The following is a 19617-nucleotide window of genomic DNA, read 5'->3' on the forward strand; positions in this document are numbered from 1 at the left end:
TCACTCACCAATCTTCCCTTTAATTACATTTAATAAATCTGCTAACTTCTCTTCCTCTTCCTGTGAAAAATTACTTTTTTCCACAAATGAAATAAAACTAATAACGCGTTTAAGTTTGCCAGATGGTTTCAAATCATCAGGATCGGGCATGCTATGAATGCTGTGACCTTTTTCTATATCCTCTCTGTACTCAGTACCTAAAAGAGAAACAAACTTCCTAGCATCACCTGGGTTACGTATTTCAGGAGGCTCATCTTGCCTTGGTGTTATCGCTTTATATACAATTTCAAGATTTTTTGTTTCATCAAATTGATAGGTTGTGTCATTCCATTTTAGCCATTCTTTACCAGATTTTGACGAGGACAAAAATTCAAGCAACAGTCCATAATGTCTCGAACCTACAAGGCCACCGAACTTTTCGTCTTTTTTCATTTGTTTAAAAGCTTGGTATCCTCTGAATCGTCGCCCTACTTCTCTATTAGTAATCCCAATTAAATTTCCGATCTCTGTAAATGAACGTCCTTCATAGAACAAATCGTTAATTAGTTTTGCGCTTTGAAAACCGTCCCACTTTTTTGGTCCTGCGACATGTCTGATTCCCATTAAAGTGGCGGAGTAGTCTTTGATTGTTTTTGCATCTCCTTCGATAAATTGGACATTTATGGAATCAAATTTACTAATCAGCTTTTCTGAAATACCTTTTTTATATTTAATTTCTCCGTTTTCTTCAACCCTTTCGGTATAGTCTTCTTGTATACTTTTAAGAGCTGCAGTGCGCCTATTACCTTCTACGACAATATATTTTTTATCTTTGGGATCTTTTTTCTTTAAGTTTTCCTCAGTGTTTAAGAGCCTTACAACGATTCTTTCCATTTCCAGAAAGCCGTTGTTTATTATGGAGTCTTTCAGCTCACCAAGCCTTTGCTTTTTGAGTCTAGCTAAAGTTTCGTTTTGTAATGACTCCGCATTTTCATCTGCAATTTGGCTTTCTTCTTTTTCATCTGCCAAGCGATAGTTGTTTGGGTCTAAAATCAATTGTCGTAAACTAATACGAATATCTTCCGTTTCTATCATGTTGTACTCTTTGTAGTATTTTCACTATTGTTGCTTATTCTTGCGCACTGAATTCTGCTTAATTTACCTTCCGACTTTAGATAAGAGTCGCCCTTCCCATTAAGGACTTCAGCCCCTTGCTCATCCAATATAACTCTGCTCTCAGTTCCATTCTTAACTCGCAATGCTAACTGTGCAGGAAGGTTGGAACGAAGGTTTGTGCTTATCACATCCCCACTGGGTTTTTGAGTAGCAATAATTAGATGGATACCGGCTGCACGGGCTTTCTGCGCTAGGCGTTTAAGTTCGGCTTCGATATCTTTTTTCATGTCTTTATCTGAAGTGAGGTCCGCGTATTCATCTAGCACTAAAACCCACCAAGGAATTCGCTCTTCATCGCTCACTTTCGCGTTATAATCTGGCAGCGATCTAACACCGGCTTTTTTGAACGTTGCATATCTACTCTGCATCTCTTCAACCGCTTCACTCAAGAGTTGGAGTGCGTCAGCGTCGTCCCAGCCAATTTGCCCTAGTAAATGAGGGTATCGCTCAAAATCGTTGAGCTCAGTACCTTTAGGATCAATCAGCATTAGTCTTAGTTCAGAATTGCTGTAGTGCTCACACATCCCATACAAAATTGTATTGAGCGCTTCTGATTTACCGCTACCTGTTGTGCCACCGATAAGAAGGTGAGGACAGTTAGAAGATGAAAAGTTTATTTTTACAACATTGCCAAACCGGTCTTCACCCAATGGCACTTCCAGTGCGTTAATAGGGCGCTCCCAAGACGGCCAGATGTCCTCTTGGTCAACATAGTATCGCTGGCTGTCGCTTTTGGGCACATCGATTGTCACGCAGCCCTTATCTATCGCGAACCCAACTTCTTGTTCTTGTTCAAGCCTTAGGTCGAGTTTCAGCGCCTGAGATTTTTCAAATAGCTTTCTTGGGTCCGTGCCAGGGTTAAGTTCAACCCTGAAAAGTATCGAAGCTGGCCCTTCAACGTAAGGCACTTCGCTTGTAGGTTTAGAAACTGGGATATTGTAACTGTAGTAGCAATCGATAATGCGTTGATAAAGCTCTAGTAACTCGCCTTCCGGCATTTTCTTGCGCTTTACTTCTATTTGCTGCGTACTGGCTGTTTCGGTAGGTGGCTCAGACTGTTCACTTGCCGTTTTGTTTTCTGTTTCATTGGCAGCTTTAGTACTGATTGCGGGTGAATCCTCATCACTTCCAGCATAAGAAGCTATTGGTTCTATTTGGGTTTCACCGTCCAGAATATAGTTATCTTCTATGTGGTATAGGTTTACTGGTTTTAATTCAGCGTAGAGCTTCTGTAGTGGTGTCCGAAGTAGGTGACTTATGTTGCCCTGTGAATCTGTCAAATCACCTGCTGGAATCTCTATTTTTAAGACATCTAGAACCTGAGTAAAGCTGGCCTTAGTAAAGTCTTTATCCTCGACATTTACGAACAACATTGCCTCTGGGTAGTTGGTTAATTGCGCTAGGCTATAATCACCTTGTAACCACCAAGCAAAGTTGTCTGTAACTGGTTTGAAATAGTCATTTGGGTATACGTCATAAAGCTTATACTTATCGATTTGCATCATAATCTGACGAATAAACAAACCGCGATACAAATGACTGGCTAAACTGGTTTCACCTAATAGCTCTTCAAAGTAGCGTTTAAGCTCTTTAGCTTGCGTCACGCCTTTGCTGTGGGTCTGTCTTTTGCCCGTTTTAACTTCAACAGGTAGAAGGATAAGCTTGCGGTCTTTGAAGCCTACAAATAAAACGTCGTCTGATATAGCGCCAGATTTGAAGCCCTGAGAGAATCTCGAAAAGTCACTTTCTTTTGCTTTTAAGCCAAGATTTCCCGCTACCCTGATAATTTCAGCGATAGAGAGTGGTACCCACGTAATGTCTGACTTGTGTAGTAGGCAGTGAACAAATTTGTATGCGCCTAAAATGCCTCTTTTTTCCTTTCGCTCATTACTATTAGCGGTAACCAAGTTAAGTAACCATTCACCATTGAATGCATTAAATTCTCCGATTAGACCGCCGTTATCGTTATCCAATACCTTGTGATACAGGTCAGTCTGCTCAGTTACCGTGATGGCATCATAGTTAACTGAGTTAGTGTAATTGTCTGAATAATGGATAAGTACCATGTCCTTTTCACCCTCAAAGAAATCTAGCGTTACTTTGGGATCGATAATGGTGGTCCAAATTGAATTTTTGTACGAGACATTAAGAAGCTTTTTAAAACTGTCAGTTACCACTAATGCCTGAGATCTTGTCGGTGTATATTGCACATGGTTTGAGCGAGCTGGTTTAATAAGTGCAGAGTACTTTTCTATAAGCTTCAGAGGTGCAGAGTTTTCCGTATTTACTCCCTCTAAGCCAAAAGCTGTATAAAAGCTACCGTGCTTATTAGATGCAGCTTCGCCAGGCATTAAACCACGACAAACAACTCCGCTTTTTTGCTTGAGAACGTTTATATCTTCGGCTCTAACACGTTCGTTATTTTTAAAGAAACATATATGTGCGTACGCTTGAGAATCGTGATTGTCCGTGATCAGAAATTTACTGTAGGTTAGTCGTGTGCGTAGCAGGTCAACAATCGTATCAGCCTGTTCTTTGATTGACCCTTTGTTTAATTCACATAGGTTTTTTATATCATCGTAACTTGCAGTGTCTGCAAATCTATCGAACCATGTGTAATAGTCTTCTTCGTTATATAGGTTTACATGAATGCGCGTAATTTTACCTTTTTTACGCTTTACATAATCTACAACGCCTAAAAATAGCTCTTCATTATGTAAGTTGTTTACAGAGTTTATGATTAGTGTTGTTTTACTACCTGCAGTAAATAGGTGCTTAAATGCTGCCGTGAACTTCTCGACTTTATCTGAAACTAAAGCGCGAACATAGTCATAGCTACTATCTTGCTGTGGTATTAACCTAGACCAAAATACATTTTCTTTTTCCGCATGGTTATAGGAAAAATCATGAGTAGGGTCATAGATAAATGGTAGTAAACCTTGCGCACTCAATCGGTTTATCGTGATCGAAGGCAATTCTTTGAAGCTGCCTGAGTCGAGTTTATCGCTAAGCAAAGCGGTTGCTACGTTCAAGTTATAGGCTAATACTGCTGGGTGGAATGGAGTAATATATTCCTGAATGCTTTCGCGCTCTTCAAACTCAGCAAAGCCTATTAGTACTAACTTCTTATGTGCTTGGCTTAGCGGGGCATCAAAAGGAATCTTAGAAATTTCATTGATATATATATCAACTATTCTCGCTACTATTTCTCTGAAGTCCGGCTCCCAACCGGCAATACTGATTAATGTTCTGTTAGTTACTAAGTAATCGAAAAGCTTATTATATTCAGCAAAAAGATCAGGGTAATCGCTACTAATGTCGTCTAAGCAAACGTCGTCTGAAGCGTAATGTTTTGAAAGTGCTCGCTCATCTAGAAGGAGCGCTTCATTTTGAAGTAGTTCTAATCTTCGCAGCTTGGGCGCAATTTCTTTACCATCTATAAGTACTTTTGATTTATTCCTGTTGAATTGACCGTTGTAGCCTTTTTCAAACAGGTAGTTAAACCGCCCCTGATCTAACAGTAAAGGAAGAGTTAACGATTCAGTCGATACTTCACCTTCTACATTGAATAATAGTTCACTGTACTGACCTTGTACGCAGAAGAAGATTTCATCTTTTTCTGAGGCAAGCTGTTTAAAGTCAACAATGCCGTAATCGGCAGCAGAAATTGCTTGATAATTTTCGGTAATAACGAAAGTCGGTTGTTTATCACTGACTTGCAAAGCTTGGTCGTCAGTTTGTAGTGTTATCCATTTCTTAGCTGGGTCTACTAAGCATATATGTTCAAAGTGAGCTACATCGAAGTCACCTTTTCGAAGAACTAATATACGAAATTTATGTGTTTCTTGAGGCTTATCCGTTTTGACTTGAAGAGAGAAGTATCGAGCTTCTCCGCCGAAATTGCTAGTTAGTACAACTCTGCTTCTAATCCCACCACTATTGTTAATGTCTATAGATATAGGGGGCTGTTCTTTATTATGCTGTATTGTGCAGCTAGACGTTGAAATGCGCCCGTTAATAAAAGTAAATTCAAGATTGAACTCGCTTTGCTGTTCTTCAAGAAGCAATATCAGGTGTCGTTCTCTTTTCCCAGCACCTTTATCTGATTTACCTTTTTTTAGTAGTTCGCCAAATAAAGTCGACTCTTTTTCCAATTCCAGAAGGTTTGTACGATTTTTTTGCTGCTCTTGGTAGCACTGCTCAAGCTCAAGACTTTCACGCCATTGGTCGGGGTTTTCTGTTTCAAAATGCTCCTTTACAAAAGTCTCACTGAAATCTAGAGATGCAAGCTTTTCCGGAAGTTCATTAGGAAAATGCTCTGTAATGAAATTTAATTCATCGCTTAGTCTTTTATTCTCTTGTATGCGAAGTTGTATTTGTTCTTCGTTCTTCCATGACAAAATAGCTTCGTCGTTTAATAGTCCCAGCTCTGGAAATCTTAGGTCGCCATCAGACACCGCATTATAAAGCTCTTCAAAGCCAAACATAGTCGCTTTGTCATCAAGAATTTGGTCGAACTGATAGTCTAGTAAGCATTCAGAAACTTTGAGCTTCTCATCATTTTGGTCAAGCTCTTGGTAAAGCATATGCTTTATATTTTCAGGGTTCCAAACGTGCCCTTGTTGTGCAACGTCTTCAGCTGAATTGATTATTGTATCTAAAGACGAGTTGTGAATAATGAGTAGGGCGCAGCCATCTAGTACTTCTGGCTGGGCTGCTATTTCGTCACGTAAATGTGATATGAAATTTTCTGAAAATCCGCTCTCATCACTATGAAAAACGGGGATTAGTGAAGCTTTCTCATACTCAATACAAGGAAGTTTGGTACCTTTTACTTCAACATATCTCGATTGCTGTTTTAAAAAAGCAGAGTGAAGTTTCTGACCCCTAGCACTGTCTGGGGATGTAAACTGATAGCGATGGCCTGAGATCAGAGACTGCTCGGCCCAATTGTTAAAATGAGAGACAAGGAAATCTTCAAACTGTTTTTTTGACATATACTGCATCTCCACTATCGCTCATTCTTTCAACTATTCCCATGCGTTCATAAAAATTGACTAAATTTTGTTGGCTCTGTTTGTCAAAATATATTCCACGACTTTCAAAGGCTATTATTAACTCATGCAAACGCAACTTTTCATTCTCTCCGATTGCTAAGTTAGTGAGTAAAACAATATAGTCTTGATTGAATGTAAGAACTTGACCGGCTTGTCCACGTTTTTGAATGAAAGGGGCGCAAATTGTTTTTAAAACACCTTTAACTGCTGTTTGATTATATTCCTCCAAAGTGCCTCGCTTCTTGTCAAACTGCCAGTAGGACAAGTTGAGTAGCTGCTGAATAGCATCTTCAGTAAGTGTTTGTTCTTCGACCGATGTGTGATTTCTGAAAAACTTTGAACGAGCATCGCTAAAATCTTCCGTAAATTGATTCAATTTAGACAGGGCCGCTGTGTCACCTTTAATAGCCTCAAAGAGCTGCCACAAGGGCTTTGTCTCTCCTTTTTTCTGTAGGGTTTCATTTATAACTAAGTAAGGGAAAAGGTAGTTCAAATACTCTACTAATTGCCCATAGCCATAGTTTTGAACGTGAGTCCGTTCTCTACTCGCTTTTTCGTTGTCAACAATGAAAAAACACGGTTTATGGGATGGGGCCCCATTTTTCCAATCTTTTATGTTTAGCGCCAACTGGGAAATGTATAGAAAGCTGTAAAGCTTTATGAAGTCAGAGAACTGCGCAACCAAATAACTGGGGCGCGAATTAAGAAACTCCAAATCCTGTTGGAAGCACTTTGTTAAAAACGGTAGGTATGGAGTTTGGTTTCTCTTGACCGGTTGTTTAACTTTGGTCGAGACGTAAAATGCATCAAATTGAGCTTTAATTTCTTTTGCAAGAATATTTAAGTTTGTCTCAGGCGAAGAATCCACAGAGAAATCGTTTAACAGACTAGTAAGCGTATCGCCAAGCTTTTTGCTGTTAGGGTCAATTTCATCTTTTGTCGCTTTAAACATTAATAATTCTGGTGAAATTTTAAAAAGCTCTTCGTTCTCGAAGTACATCGCTTCTATTTCTTTCCAAAAGTTTGGCTCATCAAGTATTTCAGCAAATCGTTTTCCACAAAGCGCTTTAAACCCGTCAAGTTCAATGTTTAGTAACGCCTTGTTATAGGCAGAATGAACAAAATATCCAAGAACAGTATCCCAGCAAAATTTGTAATGTTTATCTTTTGTTCTTAAAAATGGGATAAATGTACTCAGGCTATTACTTGATGGAACTTTTAAATCTGACTTAAGCACATTAAACCTCACTTACTTCAATATCATCGTCTTCGACTTTTCGTAGCTCAAATCGCTTGCGCCCTCTTACTACTTGGATATCGTGAGATTGATTGGCTACTTTTGTGATGTCGTCGACTAATTCGTCGAGAATGACAATAGAGCTTTTGTCATGTTTGTTGGGTCTGAAACCACTCACTATTTCGATTAATAAACCAAGTAAATTTATGTTCAGTGGTATAGGCCTAATTTTAACTTCACTATCATTAACTTTAACCTTCAAATGAACGTTAAAATATGAAGCTGATTGAGGCTTATCGTTTTGGATGGACTTGTAATCTGGCTTTATATCTAACTTTGAAGTCAGTAGGTAACCGTTAACCTCGGCAGTTAAGTATTGATTTTTACTCAAATATGGGGCATTTCGGTTGATATGTTTGCGAACTGCTTGAATCAAAGTCTTGTTGTAAAAGTTCTTTAAAAGCTCTCTTTCTGCTTTGTCGCCATTGAAATCACGATGAAGCTTGTAACAGTGAATGTACTTTTCGATTAGTGACTCTGAAAAGTCGCTTCTGAATTTCGCGTGATAGTTATTGGCATAATTGCCGTACCTCAGAGCGTAGAAGAGCCTTAGATATGAGTGCGCTTTTTTTACGTTATTTATATCAATGTTCATAAGCGCTTCCCTGAAGTCTTCAAAGTCACTGTCAGTCAACTTCAATTCAAACGCTAAGATAAACCTATCAATTTGTTTGGTTCTCAAATTTGCAGGATCGAATTCTGCAATCTTTTCTGCAAGCTCGTTATCACCGCCACTAAACAAGTTGTCGAACAAGTAGCCTGGTCCAGCTAGAAGCCCAAAAACGAAGTCGAGTAATGCCCTAGCAGTTAGAAATTGATCTTTTTTCAAACGGGCTTTAAAAAGTAAATCAATTATTACAGCCTGAACAGAAGGCAGACTTAAAAGCTCATAATTTGCGAATAGCCTTTTACTGTCTACATCGTTTTTATTCGCTTTATCTCTATCGTATAGCTGACGGAGGATATTATCTTTTTGCTGTGTAATTCGCTTTAGGAACTTTTCCGGAAATTCAGCATGGTACTCATTATCACCAATTAGAAACTTGGGAAAGTCCTCAAAGTTGATGAAGATAAATTCATCACTGTAGCTCTGGCGATCTAAGTATGCTTTTATACTTTGAGCAACATTTTCGTTAGCGCCTTCTTCAGCGTAGTTAGCCAGCATGCCCGTATTGATGCCAATGACGAGAGGAGTATCTCCTAATAGATAACTTTCTATTTCGCGATCTAAAGTTTGAATAGCATTTTCATTTGGATCAAAGCTGTGCGTAGCATCAAGGTGGAAGCGCACTCTTGAGTCAAAAGTCTTTTTACATCGAGTAAGAATTTCAGATTTTCCGTCGCCGCTACTTCCACATAAAAACAAAATTTTTTTATTTTGAGTACTAAGTGACGATATCGTAGAGAGAACTTTTTCCTCTACAGGCGACTGGATATATAAGTATTCTTTAATTTCGTTAAGAAGAGATGACTTTTGACCACTGTTTTCTGTCGAGACAGCAAAAGGGGAAGATTTTGATAAGATGGATAAAGCCTCTATGAAGCTTACATTGCCTTTCATATGAATGAATCTCCCTATTTCTTTAGACAACACACAGCGGTTCACTTGCTGCTCTAAAATTATTCTAAGTAAGGATATAGTTTTGTAACTATTTGGTTGTACTTAGACTTTTGTATTAATCTACATTACTGGCAATGTTTTTTCTATTGTTAATCGATAGTTCTTATAGACGGTGAAACCCTTGCTGAAATCATGATAGACAGAGAGATTAGTGTTACAAAAAATAATATACCAATCTACGATTTCGAGATAGACCGTGTGTAAAATGTATTAGCGATGCTACCCACCAACCCCAACCCGAACTAACAACACACCCATACCCCCCGCAACTACAGCGAACACGGCCAGTATCAATGAGGTGCTTTTTAGAATGTCGCCGTCGCGGTTTTGCAAACCCAGAATAGCGGTAACGGCCACTATGTTATTTATGCACACCATGTTGCCCATGGCGGCGCCTACACTTTGCAGTGCCAATATAGTGGTAAGGGGTAATGACAGTTGTTCGGCAATGGTGGTTTGAATACCCGCAAAGGTTAAATTCGAAATAGTGGCCGACCCTGAAAAGAATGAACCTAATGCACCTAAAAGCGGGGCGAAGAATGTCCAGTTGGCGCCCGTTATTTGTGCCAGATGATGGCCTATTTGGGCTACCGCTGCGCTGTTTTGGCCAGAACTGTCGCCAAGCATCATCATGTTCACAAAAACAAGCGCGCCTAGCATGGCGAATAAAGGTGTTCGCATACGCGCTAGGGTTTGTTGGCTTGCTGTTTTTAATGAGTTCGGTGCTGATGAATGACGAAATAGCCACAAGGTCGCGCTGCCTGTTACTGCAAAAGGAATAATAGACGGAATATATAAAACACTATGTTTCCAGGTTACCGCGGTATCTAAAATGCTGGTTAAGCTGGCTACTAAACTGGTGCTTATGTGAAAGGTGCCTAGAAAACCTAGGCTAATGTGTAATGCAGGTTCGGTGGCTTGCAAAAGTGCTTTTAACCCTAGCTCGGGCAAGCGAGTTAATACCAAAAGTAACACAGTGCCCCACAGCGGGAACGCGGCTTTTATTAACGTTTTCAGTGGTACCGTATTCTCTGGGGTTTGTTCTGGGGTTTGTTTTGGGGGGTGTTCGGTGGCTGCGGGTCGATTAACTGCGGGTCGATTAGCTGCTAGTTGATTTGTTGTCTCTGTCCCTACTTTATACTTCGCCAGTAACAGGGTAATAACTAAGCCAATTAGCCCGCCCAGTAACGAAGGGAATTCCACGCCGAAGTAACTTAGCCCCAAATAGGGCAGGGTACATGCGCAGGTGGAAAGTAGAATAAAAAGTAGGTTCTTTTTAATATCGGCGGTATCGCTCACTACTAATCGTAATGCCAATATCACAATGATAGGTGCGGCTATGGTGTTAATAAGGGCCGCTTGCTGGGCTATTTCTAGCACGCTTTGTTGAGGTAGTTCCAGTAGCGATAAGCCAAACCATACGGGTGTGCCCATGGCTCCAAAAGTAACGGGAATGGTATTAAGCACTAAACAGAACAGTGCCACTCGTAACGCGGGAAAACCAAGGCTGTACAGTATGGGGGCGGCAATGGCGGCAGGTGTACCAAAGCCACTGGCACCTTCAATTAGAAACATAAACGCCCAGCCCACAATCATTAGCTGGGCTACGGGGTTTGCACTTACGCCGTCTAGCGCTTTGCGTAAAATAGCTAATGCACCGGTAATTTCCATGCATTTAAAAAGGAATATAGCGCCTGCAATAATAGACAGCGGGGTGAGTGCTAGCAATGCACCACTTATTACATTGGCATTCACTAACCTTGCATCTTGCTTAAATACTAATAGCACCACCATATAAGCAACTACAGCGCTGAAAGGTAAAGCTTTGCTAGATGGCATAGGGTTCTTTTTTACCATTAAGGTAATAAGCAAAATAAGAGGTAGGTAAGAGAACGCTAAATTCATCATAGTGAGAAGGTTTCGCTTAGTGTAAGCATCTTTATACTTTGCTAGTTGCTTATTAACTAGTCAAATTATTAGCCTATCTGAGTTACAGCGCAATTAAATAGTTTTACAACACCTTCTCATCTTTCAACATTTTAAAAATAGCGTCGGCTGCTTCTTGGTTGTTATAAATGACCTTTCCTGCGCCGCCTTGGGCTTTGGCGGTGGCGGCTTTGAATCTATCCGCTGCAGTTTTGGCTTTAATAATTTTAAGCCGTTTAGGGCGGGGTTGAGCTGGGGTTATTTTCCATTCGGTTTGCAAGGTTTCGCAGTTTGTTAAATCAGGTGAAGTAGATGCGCTACCCGCCGAATCTGTAGGGGCAGCGATGGTATCTATTACAGTAATTTCACCTCGCATGGCTGCACCAAAAGCACTTTGTCGTGGCGCTTGCGCGGCCATATCTACAGTTGCTACAAAAGGCAGTTTTACGCTTATTTTTCTGCGCTGGCCTCTTGGTAGGGCTTGCAATAGTTCTGCGTATCCGGCTGTTTTATTAATGCATAAAATTTCGGTTATGCTGGGTACTAACGCCATGCCTAATTTTTCAGATAATACATAAGGTGTCATGCCTGACGATTCGCCGTTTTCGGCGCGTATTCCGGTAAGTAGAATATCGGGAATATTTTTATCAAAAGTGTTGATTAACTCGGTAAGGCTATCGTTTTCATGCGGTATGTTTAAAAGCTTAATTTCGGGTAAGCCCATACCTAAATAGTCTTTTAATACGGTATTGGTTTGCACATTGTTTGCAGCGCCTGCGTGCATAACTTGTAGGTTGGTATCAGGTACATTCAGCCCAATTTCTAACGCTCTAGCGTCTTGTTCTGCTCGCCGTGGGCGCTTTGATAGCGGGTGCTCTCCTACCGACACTAATACGGTTATATTCACGTTATCTTCAACGGCCTGTTTATGCATGCTGAGCCTCCGGTGCGTTCTTGGGCGTTGCTCGATGCTGTTTTAAACCTAAAAGCTCGCTGGTGGGATTGCTTTCCTTTTTTTGTCCGTCATCGACAGCGCCTTTCAAATCGCGTTTGAAATCGCCATTTTGCTCATTCACTAAGGCAAGCAAGGCGGCTAGAATTTCTTGGCTATCGCCAATGGCACTTAAATCGGCGCGTTTAACCATGTCGCAGCTATCATCGGTATTAATGGCAATGACCTTTTCACACTGTGCTATGCCTTGCATGTGCTGAATTGCGCCAGATATACCTACCGCAATGTACACCTTTGCTGTAACCCAGGTGCCGGTTGCGCCTACTTGTCGCTCGCGTGGCATAAAGCCATCGTCTACCGCTACACGGCTTGCACCTTCGGTAGCGCCTAATATAGCGGCTGCGTGGTGAAACTGATCCCAATCGGTAATGCCGTTACCGCCAGATAATATAAACCCAGCCTCGGCCAAATTAATATCGTTAGGGTTCACGCTTTCATTGCCTAGGTCTGTAATTTTTTGTTCGTAGGTATTTGTTATCGCTTGTTCTAGTGTTTGATCAGATGCCTGTTTAGGAAGCGGAATAAGTGGCTGCTCAAGCACTTTGCATTCGTGCCTAGTATCACTCACCGGCTCATTGCATTCTTCTAATGCCAGCATAATGTTTGTAATTGGGCGGGTAATGTCGGTTTTACCTGCCGAGCCTCGGCATACTATTTGGTTACCATTAACTTTCCACACATTGCTGGCCACCGTGGTATTAAGCTTTGCGGCTAGTCGGCGGCCTAAATCTGCCCCGCCATGAATGCTATCTGGAAATAAAATATGTTTAGGATTTATCTGGTTTACTAGCTTGTATAAATCGGCGCACCGCTTTTCAGGGTTGTATTGCTGATATTCGTTGCCTTCAAAATTTACCAGCCGGTCTATGCCTGCGGTGTCTAGCTTTTCTTCGGTAATGGTATCGAAAAATACCGCCACTACTGCGCCTGTTCTTTCGCCTGGGTCTACACCTACACCTGCATCTACACCTGCACCTGTGCGTGCTTCGTTGTCTACAGTACCTTTATCAAAAGCTGCGTCATTTTCGATAGTCGCAGGCTGGGTTGCCAATTTATGGGCTAAGCCTAAGATATCTCTGTCATGGCTAGATAATCGGCCTGAAACGCCGTCTACCACCACTAGAATATAAAAATCTGGGTTAGCTACTTTGTGTAGCGGTAGCACAATTTCTTCTTGGGCGGCTGACTTACTACCTTGAGCCGGTTGTCTGTTTAGCTGTTTGAAAGAGCCCGCAGCGCCCGACCTATCAATTCGCTTTAACCCATTCGGGCCAATAAAACCGATGGCGTGTACGTTTTTACGCAATAAACCGGTAGGGCCACGTTGAATTAATTGCCCTTCGGGTACGTGTAGTGGATGTAGCCTGTTTCGGGCAATCCACTGGGCTCGCGGGTCGCGACGATATAGGTTAGACATCGACAGTACTCGCTATTTCGCCTGAAGCTTTCGCATCTGCCGCTAGTGCCGCAGTGGGCTGACGGCTTACCGGTGCCCCTTGAACATCAACGGCAGTTTCGTCTACTAAAGCCTGTGTAACTAAAGTCTTTGTATCTAAAAGCTGCGTATCTAAAACAAGTGCATCTAACATTAACTCGGCAATGTCTTTTACCTGTGGGCGTGGCTCTACAACCCCCTCTAGCATTAAGCTACATTGTGGGCAGCCTACCGCGATAATGTCTGCCTTGGTTGCTTTGGCGTCTTCCATTCGCATATCGGGAATGCGCTGCGTGCCAGGTATATCGGTAACGGGGGCGCCGCCACCGCCGCCGCAACAGCGGGCTTTTGTTTTGCTTCGCTCCATTTCCTTTATGTTAATACCCATCGCTTCAAGTAAGTATCTAGGGGCGTCGTATTCGCCGTTGTATCGTCCTAAATAGCATGGGTCGTGGTAGGTAAGCGATAAGGCTTTGTCGGTGCTTAAGCGTAGCTTTTGGCTTTTTACTAAATCTGCGAAAAAACCGGTGTGGTGATACACATCGTAATGGCCGCCAAAATCACTATATTCATTTTTAAGGCAATGAAAGGCGTGGGGGTCGGCGGTAACAATATGCTTAAATTGATATTGCGCCATGGTGGCAATATTGGTTTTCGCCAAACGCTGGAAGGTGGCTTCATCGCCTAGTCTGCGTGCGGGGTCGCCACTGTCGCATTCGCTATCGCCCAATACTGCAAAATCTACGTTAGCAGCGCGCAATAAACTTACCATGGCACGCAAGGTACGTTGGTTTCGCATATCGAAAGCGGCATCGCCTATCCATAACAAAACATCAGCCTGATTTACGTGGGTACCAAACACCGGTAAGTTCTGATCTGCTGCCCAGTTCATTCGGCTGTTAGGGGCATAGCCGTTGGGGTTGTCGGTGGTTTTTAAGTTCTCGAGCAATTCAGCACCTTTGCCCGGTGTTTGGCCTTTTTCTAAAGTTTCGAAGCGGCGCATATCAACAATGGCGTCTACATGTTCAATCATCATGGGGCATTCTTGAACACAGGCGCGGCAGGTGGTGCAAGACCACACGGTTTCAGAAGGTACTAGCACGTTCACTATAGGAATAATCGGGCTGCCTTTATAGGTGCTGGCTTTATAAGTGCCTGCTTTGTCTGTACTCGTTTTAACGCCAGGGTAGGGGCTGCCAGCAAACTGCGCATCGCTACCTCCGGCCATGCCAACTACCATGTCTTGAATAAGCTTTTTGGGGTTAAGTGGTTGGCCTGCAGCAAAGGCAGGGCAGGCTTTTTCGCATCGCCCGCATTCTACGCATGCGTCGAAACTAAGTAGCTGGTTCCATTTAAAGTCTTCAGGCTTTTCTACGCCTAGCTTTGCTGTTTCAAGGTTAATACTTTTTAGGCCTGTTGAGCGCCCGCCGCCAAAACGTTCTTGCCTGCGGTGAAAGCCTAAATGCAGCGCGCCAGCAAAGGCATGTTTCATGGGCCCGCCCCAGGCCATGCCTAAATACATTTCGCCCACGCCCCAGGTTATGCCAAGCAATAACACCACGGCTAACAACCAACCGCCTGTGTTTGCGGGTAACAAGCCGGTGGCGGGTAAACTTAAAATAAAGAAGCTACTTGCATAGGTTAACAAGCTATAGGGTAGGCGCGACCACGGCCCTTTAGACAAATTAGGCGGTGGGTTCCTACGCCGTAAAAATACAAAAACTGCGCCAATAAACATAAGGGCGCTACTGGCCAGCAAGGCATAGTTTAAAACAGAGCCTGTTATGCCGAATAGGTAAATGCTTAGTACTAAAATTGTCGTTAAAACAAAGCCGCCTGCGGTGGCCACGTGGGTATTTGAAATGTATTTGTCGCTAGCAACTACGTGATGAAGGTCTACCAAATAGCGCCTTGGAATAGAAAGTAATCCAGCCCAATGCACAGTAGAAGCCTGACCTTGTCGCCATAAACGCACGCGGCGTCCCGCGCCAATTAGCGTAAGCAGTACCGACACTAACAGCAGTACAAATAATACAGTCGGTAAAAAATCATCAGCAAACATGACAACGCCTATGGTGGTTCGATTTCTTGTTTTTTATCGCCAAACACTTAGCAGGGTTGGCGCCGTATATGGTCAAAGAGGAAAAGAAGGCGAAGTAAGCCAAGCTTTCCTCTGATATTAGAAATCTTTGCATAGCCTTAGGGCGTCATAAATGGCGGCGTGTGTGTTGCGCTGGGCCACGCAGTCGCCAATTCTATACAGCAAATAGCCGCTGGCCTCTTCTAAAAGCATAGGCTGAGGTTTTGCGTCGTATAGGGCTTCAATATCTATTTGCCCTTTATTGCGAGAGTCTTGTTTTAGTTGGTAGTACAGCAATTCGTCGGGGCGGGTGCCGTTTTCTACTACAACTTGGTCAACCACGCGTTCTTCTTGCTGCCCTGTGTACTCGTTTTCAAGCACGGCCACAAGCTTGTCGCCTTCCTTGTATACCCTTTCTAGTAACAAGTCAGAGGTCATAATAACTTCTCGCTCGTACAAGCTGCGGTAATAAGTTGGGAAGGTGGTGCCGCCTACTGCTGCACCTGGCTTAATATCATCGGTAACTACTTCTACTAATGCGCCATTGTGGGCCAAGAAGTCGGCAACCGATAAGCCGCTGAATTCGCAAATGGTGTCGTACACCAATACATTTTTACCCGGCTCAATGTGGCCGTTTAATACATCCCATGAACTCACTACTAAGCCGTCATCAGCACCCCAATGTGGGTTTTGGTTAATGAATGGTGTCGCGCCGGTGGCAAGAATGACTACATCAGCATTAAACCCGCGAATACTGGCTTCGTCGGCGGCAGTATTTAGCTGAATATCTACCCCTAAGCGTGCAAGTTCTAGGGCGAACCAGCGAGTAATGCCCGCTATTTGGTCCCGCTGCGGCGCTTTGGCAGCTATGGTAATTTGCCCGCCTAGCTCACTGCTTTTTTCTATTAGGGTTACTTTGTGGCCGCGCTCAGCGCAAACTCGCGCCGCTTCCATGCCCGCAGGGCCGCCGCCTATAATCACTACAGTGCGAATAGGGCCGTCGGTTTTTTGAATAATATGGGGCATAGTAGATTCACGGGAAGTAGCCGCGTTTTGAATACACAGTACATCTAACCCTTGGTATTGGCGGTCTATGCAATAGTTCGCGCCCACGCACTGCTTTATTTGATCTACTTGGTTAAGCTTAATTTTGGTTATGAGGTGCGGGTCGGCAATGTGCGCTCTTGTCATGCCCACAAAGTCTACGTAGCCCGCTTCTAATATGCGCTGCGCTTGGTTAGGATCTTTAATGTTTTGTGCGTGCATAACCGGCACACTCACCACTTCTTTAATGCCTGCCGCTAAGTGCAAAAACGGCTCTGGTGGGTAGCTCATGTTAGGAATAACGTTAGCAAGGGTATTGTGGGTATCGCAGCCCGAGCCTACTACGCTAAAAAAGTCGAGTAGGCCGGTATTGTTGTAATAGGCCGCTATTTCTTTCATGTCGTCGTGATTAAGGCCATCGGCGTGAAATTCATCGCCGGTAATGCGTAAACCTACGGCGAAATCGCGGCCTACTTCTTCACGTACTGCTTTTAGTACTTCCATGCCAAAGCGCATGCGGTTTTCAAAGCTGCCGCCCCATTCGTCGGTGCGCTGGTTTACCCTAGGGCTCCAAAATTGATCGATTAGATGCTGATGTACTGCTGAAAGCTCAATGCCATCTAATCCGCCCGCTTTAGCCCGGCCTGCAGCTTTAGCGAAGTCGCCAATAATGCGCTGCATTTCTTCTATTTCAATGGTTTTACAGGTAGCACGGTGTACTGGTTCACGAATACCACTTGGGCTAAGTAAGGTGCTCCAATTGCCCCCGTCCCACCGTGAACGCCGGCCCATATGCGTAATTTGAATCATAATTTTGCCGCCGTGTTTGTGCACAGCATCGGCTAAATTTTGAAAATGAGGGATTATACGATCGGTAGATAAATTAACGGATTTCCACCAATCTTGAGGGCTATCAATAGATACCACGCTCGAACCGCCACAAATACAAAGTCCTACACCACCTTTGGCTTTCTCTTCGTAATATTTTACGTAGCGTTCTGTGGTCATACCGCCTTCGGTGGCATACACCTCTGCGTGAGCCGTACTCACTACTCGGTTTCGAATAGTCAGTTTATTAATTGCTAATGGCTTAAATAAGGCTTCAAACTGCGCCATGGTGTTCCCTCAAGAAATGCGTATTGCGACTGCGTGTTTCAATCAATATGGTTGTGGCTACAAAGGAGACACTTCAAAAATGCCATAATCACAGCCTTCTTCGGCGGCGCATTGGGTTTGCTCGGCTTGCGTTTTCACCGTGTAACCTAGGCTTTGGGCAATTTGATCCATGGCGCCAGCAAACCAGCCTGTAAACATGTAGTCGACCTTGCGGTTCACGTTGCCGTACTGATACACAAAAGCGGAGTTTTCAAGGCGAACTCGGGCAGTGCCCGCTTCTAAGTCTAGGGATTCGGTAATGAAAAAACCCCAGCCGCGCTGAGATAAACGCTTCATGTAATGCTCAAATACCGCTTCGCCCGATATGCCGTGGGCCTCTGCTTCTTTTTCGCACCAGTAATAAGCCGATTTATAGCCCGCTTTATAAAGAATGTCGGCATACTTTTCTGCGCCAATTTCTTCTTCAATGCCCATGTGGTTATTCACAAAAAAGTGACGTGGTACATAAAGCATGGGCAGGGCGTCGGTGGTCCATACACCGGTTTCATCGTCTACTTGTATTGGCATTTCTGGGCTGTGATACGACATCATTATTCTCCCCACACTTGTTTTAAAACGTTAACCCAGTTTTCACCCATCACTTTTTTAATTTTTTGCTCCGACCATCCGTGCTTTAACATGGTGGCGGTTAAATTGGGGAACTCGCCAAGAGTACGAATACCAAGCGGGTTCACAATTTTTCCAAAGTTAGTGAGGTTACGTGCGTAGCCTTTATCGTGAGTTAGCATGTCGAAGAAGGCTTTATCGTGGCCTTGAGTGAAATCTGTGCCAATACCTACGCAATCTTCCCCTGCAATATCAATCACGTAGTCCATGGCTTCTACGTAGTCGTCTACCGTGGAATCGATACCTTTTGCCAAAAAAGGAGCAAACATGGTTACGCCAATGAAGCCGTTTCTGTCGGCAATAAATTTAAGTTCTTCATCTGACTTATTGCGGGGGTGATCTTTTAAACCTGATGGCAAACAATGGGAGTAACACACAGGTTTAGTAGATGCTTCAATGACCTCAATTGAGGTTTGTGGGCCCACGTGGCTTAAATCGCACATAATGCCCACGCGATTCATTTCAGCTACAATTTCACGGCCAAAACCCGATAAGCCGCCGTCTCGTTCATAGCAACCTGTACCTACTAAGTTTTGCGTGTTGTAGGCCATTTGCACTATGCCTACACCCAGTTTCTTAAATATTTCTACATAGCCAATTTGGTCTTCAAAAGCATTCGCATTTTGAAACCCTAAAATAATGCCAGTTTTACCAAGCGCTTTTGCGGTGGCGATATCAGCAGTTTTGGTTACCGGCATGATAAGGTCACTGTCGGTTTCAAAAAACTGATTAAATTCCACGATGTTGTCTATGGTGCTTTTAAAACCTTCCCATACCGATACCGTACAATTCGCTGCGGTTAGGCCGCCGCGATGCATGTCTTCAAACAAATCTCGGTTCCATTTGGCTATCACTAAACCGTCGAATATTATCGAGCTGTCGTGTAACTCTTTAGCGTCTTGCATGGGAAAATTCCTTTACTAAAAGCGGTTATTTACAGGCGCTTTGTGCTTACAATTTGGAAATTAGAATAGCACTAGCAAATTGGCCGATTAGAGCTAATACGACTCATTATTTGCTAAATGCGTCGTGTGAAGCAGATAGTTGAAAATTGTTGTTAAGGCTAAATTTGAAGTGCAAAGGCTAGTGACGTTGCGCCATTGAAAAAAAGCTAATTTATGCAATTGGAAATAAAAAAAAGGGGATAGGAAAATAGTCTGGCAGGAGGTTTAAAGCGAGCATTTCATAAAAGGGAAAAGTGAAACAGC

General features: G+C 43.1%; 11 protein-coding genes. All 11 read right to left on the reverse strand.

All coding sequences use genetic code 11. The annotated features are described in order from the left end of the window. The 11 genes from AV939_RS00445 to AV939_RS00495 all read right to left on the reverse strand — a co-directional run bounded on the left by AV939_RS00445 (nt 1) and on the right by AV939_RS00495 (nt 19314). Nucleotides 1–1074 carry a hypothetical protein gene (locus AV939_RS00445; RefSeq protein ID WP_197427688.1) on the reverse strand — a complete coding sequence of 358 codons (1074 nt, stop codon included), beginning with the start codon at nt 1072–1074 and terminating at the stop codon, nt 1–3. After that, nucleotides 1071–6152, reverse strand: coding sequence for a DNA phosphorothioation-dependent restriction protein DptH (gene dptH, locus AV939_RS00450; protein ID WP_082745993.1), 5082 nt, complete (start codon nt 6150–6152; stop codon nt 1071–1073). The genes AV939_RS00445 and dptH overlap by 4 nt, the downstream gene beginning before the upstream one ends. Then, complete coding sequence (dptG, locus tag AV939_RS00455) at nt 6133–7449, reverse strand: DNA phosphorothioation-dependent restriction protein DptG (RefSeq protein WP_061996759.1); 1317 nt, start codon at nt 7447–7449, stop codon at nt 6133–6135. The genes dptH and dptG overlap by 20 nt, the downstream gene beginning before the upstream one ends. A gap of 1 nt (nt 7450) precedes the next feature. Further along, nucleotides 7451–9070 carry a DNA phosphorothioation-dependent restriction protein DptF gene (dptF, locus tag AV939_RS00460; protein ID WP_061996761.1) on the reverse strand — a complete coding sequence of 540 codons (1620 nt, stop codon included), beginning with the start codon at nt 9068–9070 and terminating at the stop codon, nt 7451–7453. Between the two features lie 279 nt (nt 9071–9349). Continuing rightward, complete coding sequence (locus AV939_RS00465; RefSeq protein WP_082745995.1) at nt 9350–11038, reverse strand: L-lactate permease; 1689 nt, start codon at nt 11036–11038, stop codon at nt 9350–9352. Between the two features lie 103 nt (nt 11039–11141). Next, entirely contained in the window at nt 11142–11990 is an 849-nt protein-coding gene (locus AV939_RS00470) for a hypothetical protein (RefSeq protein ID WP_061996763.1), read from the reverse strand. Further along, nucleotides 11983–13485, reverse strand: a complete 1503-nt coding sequence (locus tag AV939_RS00475; protein ID WP_082745999.1) for an electron transfer flavoprotein subunit alpha/FixB family protein — start codon at nt 13483–13485, stop codon at nt 11983–11985. Before AV939_RS00475 ends, AV939_RS00470 begins: the two co-directional genes overlap by 8 nt. Further along, nucleotides 13478–15565: a (Fe-S)-binding protein gene (locus AV939_RS00480; protein WP_082746009.1), complete on the reverse strand. Its 2088-nt coding sequence runs from the start codon at nt 15563–15565 to the stop codon at nt 13478–13480. The genes AV939_RS00475 and AV939_RS00480 overlap by 8 nt, the downstream gene beginning before the upstream one ends. A 117-nt stretch (nt 15566–15682) precedes the next feature. Next, a complete protein-coding gene (gene dgcA / locus AV939_RS00485; protein WP_061996765.1) occupies nt 15683–17743 on the reverse strand; it encodes a dimethylglycine demethylation protein DgcA in 2061 nt (686 codons plus the stop codon). Nucleotides 17744–17800: 57 nt separating this feature from the next. Continuing rightward, on the reverse strand, nt 17801–18334 hold the full coding sequence (locus AV939_RS00490; RefSeq protein ID WP_231517555.1) for a 4-vinyl reductase: 534 nt from the start codon (nt 18332–18334) through the stop codon (nt 17801–17803). Then, complete coding sequence (locus tag AV939_RS00495; RefSeq protein WP_057794910.1) at nt 18334–19314, reverse strand: dipeptidase; 981 nt, start codon at nt 19312–19314, stop codon at nt 18334–18336. The genes AV939_RS00490 and AV939_RS00495 overlap by 1 nt, the downstream gene beginning before the upstream one ends. Nucleotides 19315–19617 lie beyond the last annotated feature (303 nt).

It is taken from the genome of Alteromonas sp. Mac1, assembly GCF_001562125.1.
In the GTDB taxonomy this organism is placed as follows: domain Bacteria; phylum Pseudomonadota; class Gammaproteobacteria; order Enterobacterales; family Alteromonadaceae; genus Alteromonas; species Alteromonas stellipolaris.

Coding starts and splice junctions, on each gene's coding strand:
- dptF (WP_061996761.1), bottom strand. CDS start 9,070: ATGAAAGGCAATGTAAGCTTCATAGAGGCTTTATCCATCTTATCAAAA.
- AV939_RS00475 (WP_082745999.1), bottom strand. CDS start 13,485: ATGTCTAACCTATATCGTCGCGACCCGCGAGCCCAGTGGATTGCCCGA.
- AV939_RS00480 (WP_082746009.1), bottom strand. CDS start 15,565: ATGTTTGCTGATGATTTTTTACCGACTGTATTATTTGTACTGCTGTTA.
- dptH (WP_082745993.1), bottom strand. CDS start 6,152: ATGTCAAAAAAACAGTTTGAAGATTTCCTTGTCTCTCATTTTAACAAT.
- AV939_RS00495 (WP_057794910.1), bottom strand. CDS start 19,314: ATGCAAGACGCTAAAGAGTTACACGACAGCTCGATAATATTCGACGGT.
- dgcA (WP_061996765.1), bottom strand. CDS start 17,743: ATGGCGCAGTTTGAAGCCTTATTTAAGCCATTAGCAATTAATAAACTG.
- AV939_RS00470 (WP_061996763.1), bottom strand. CDS start 11,990: ATGCATAAACAGGCCGTTGAAGATAACGTGAATATAACCGTATTAGTG.
- AV939_RS00490 (WP_231517555.1), bottom strand. CDS start 18,334: ATGATGTCGTATCACAGCCCAGAAATGCCAATACAAGTAGACGATGAA.
- AV939_RS00445 (WP_197427688.1), bottom strand. CDS start 1,074: ATGATAGAAACGGAAGATATTCGTATTAGTTTACGACAATTGATTTTA.
- AV939_RS00465 (WP_082745995.1), bottom strand. CDS start 11,038: ATGATGAATTTAGCGTTCTCTTACCTACCTCTTATTTTGCTTATTACC.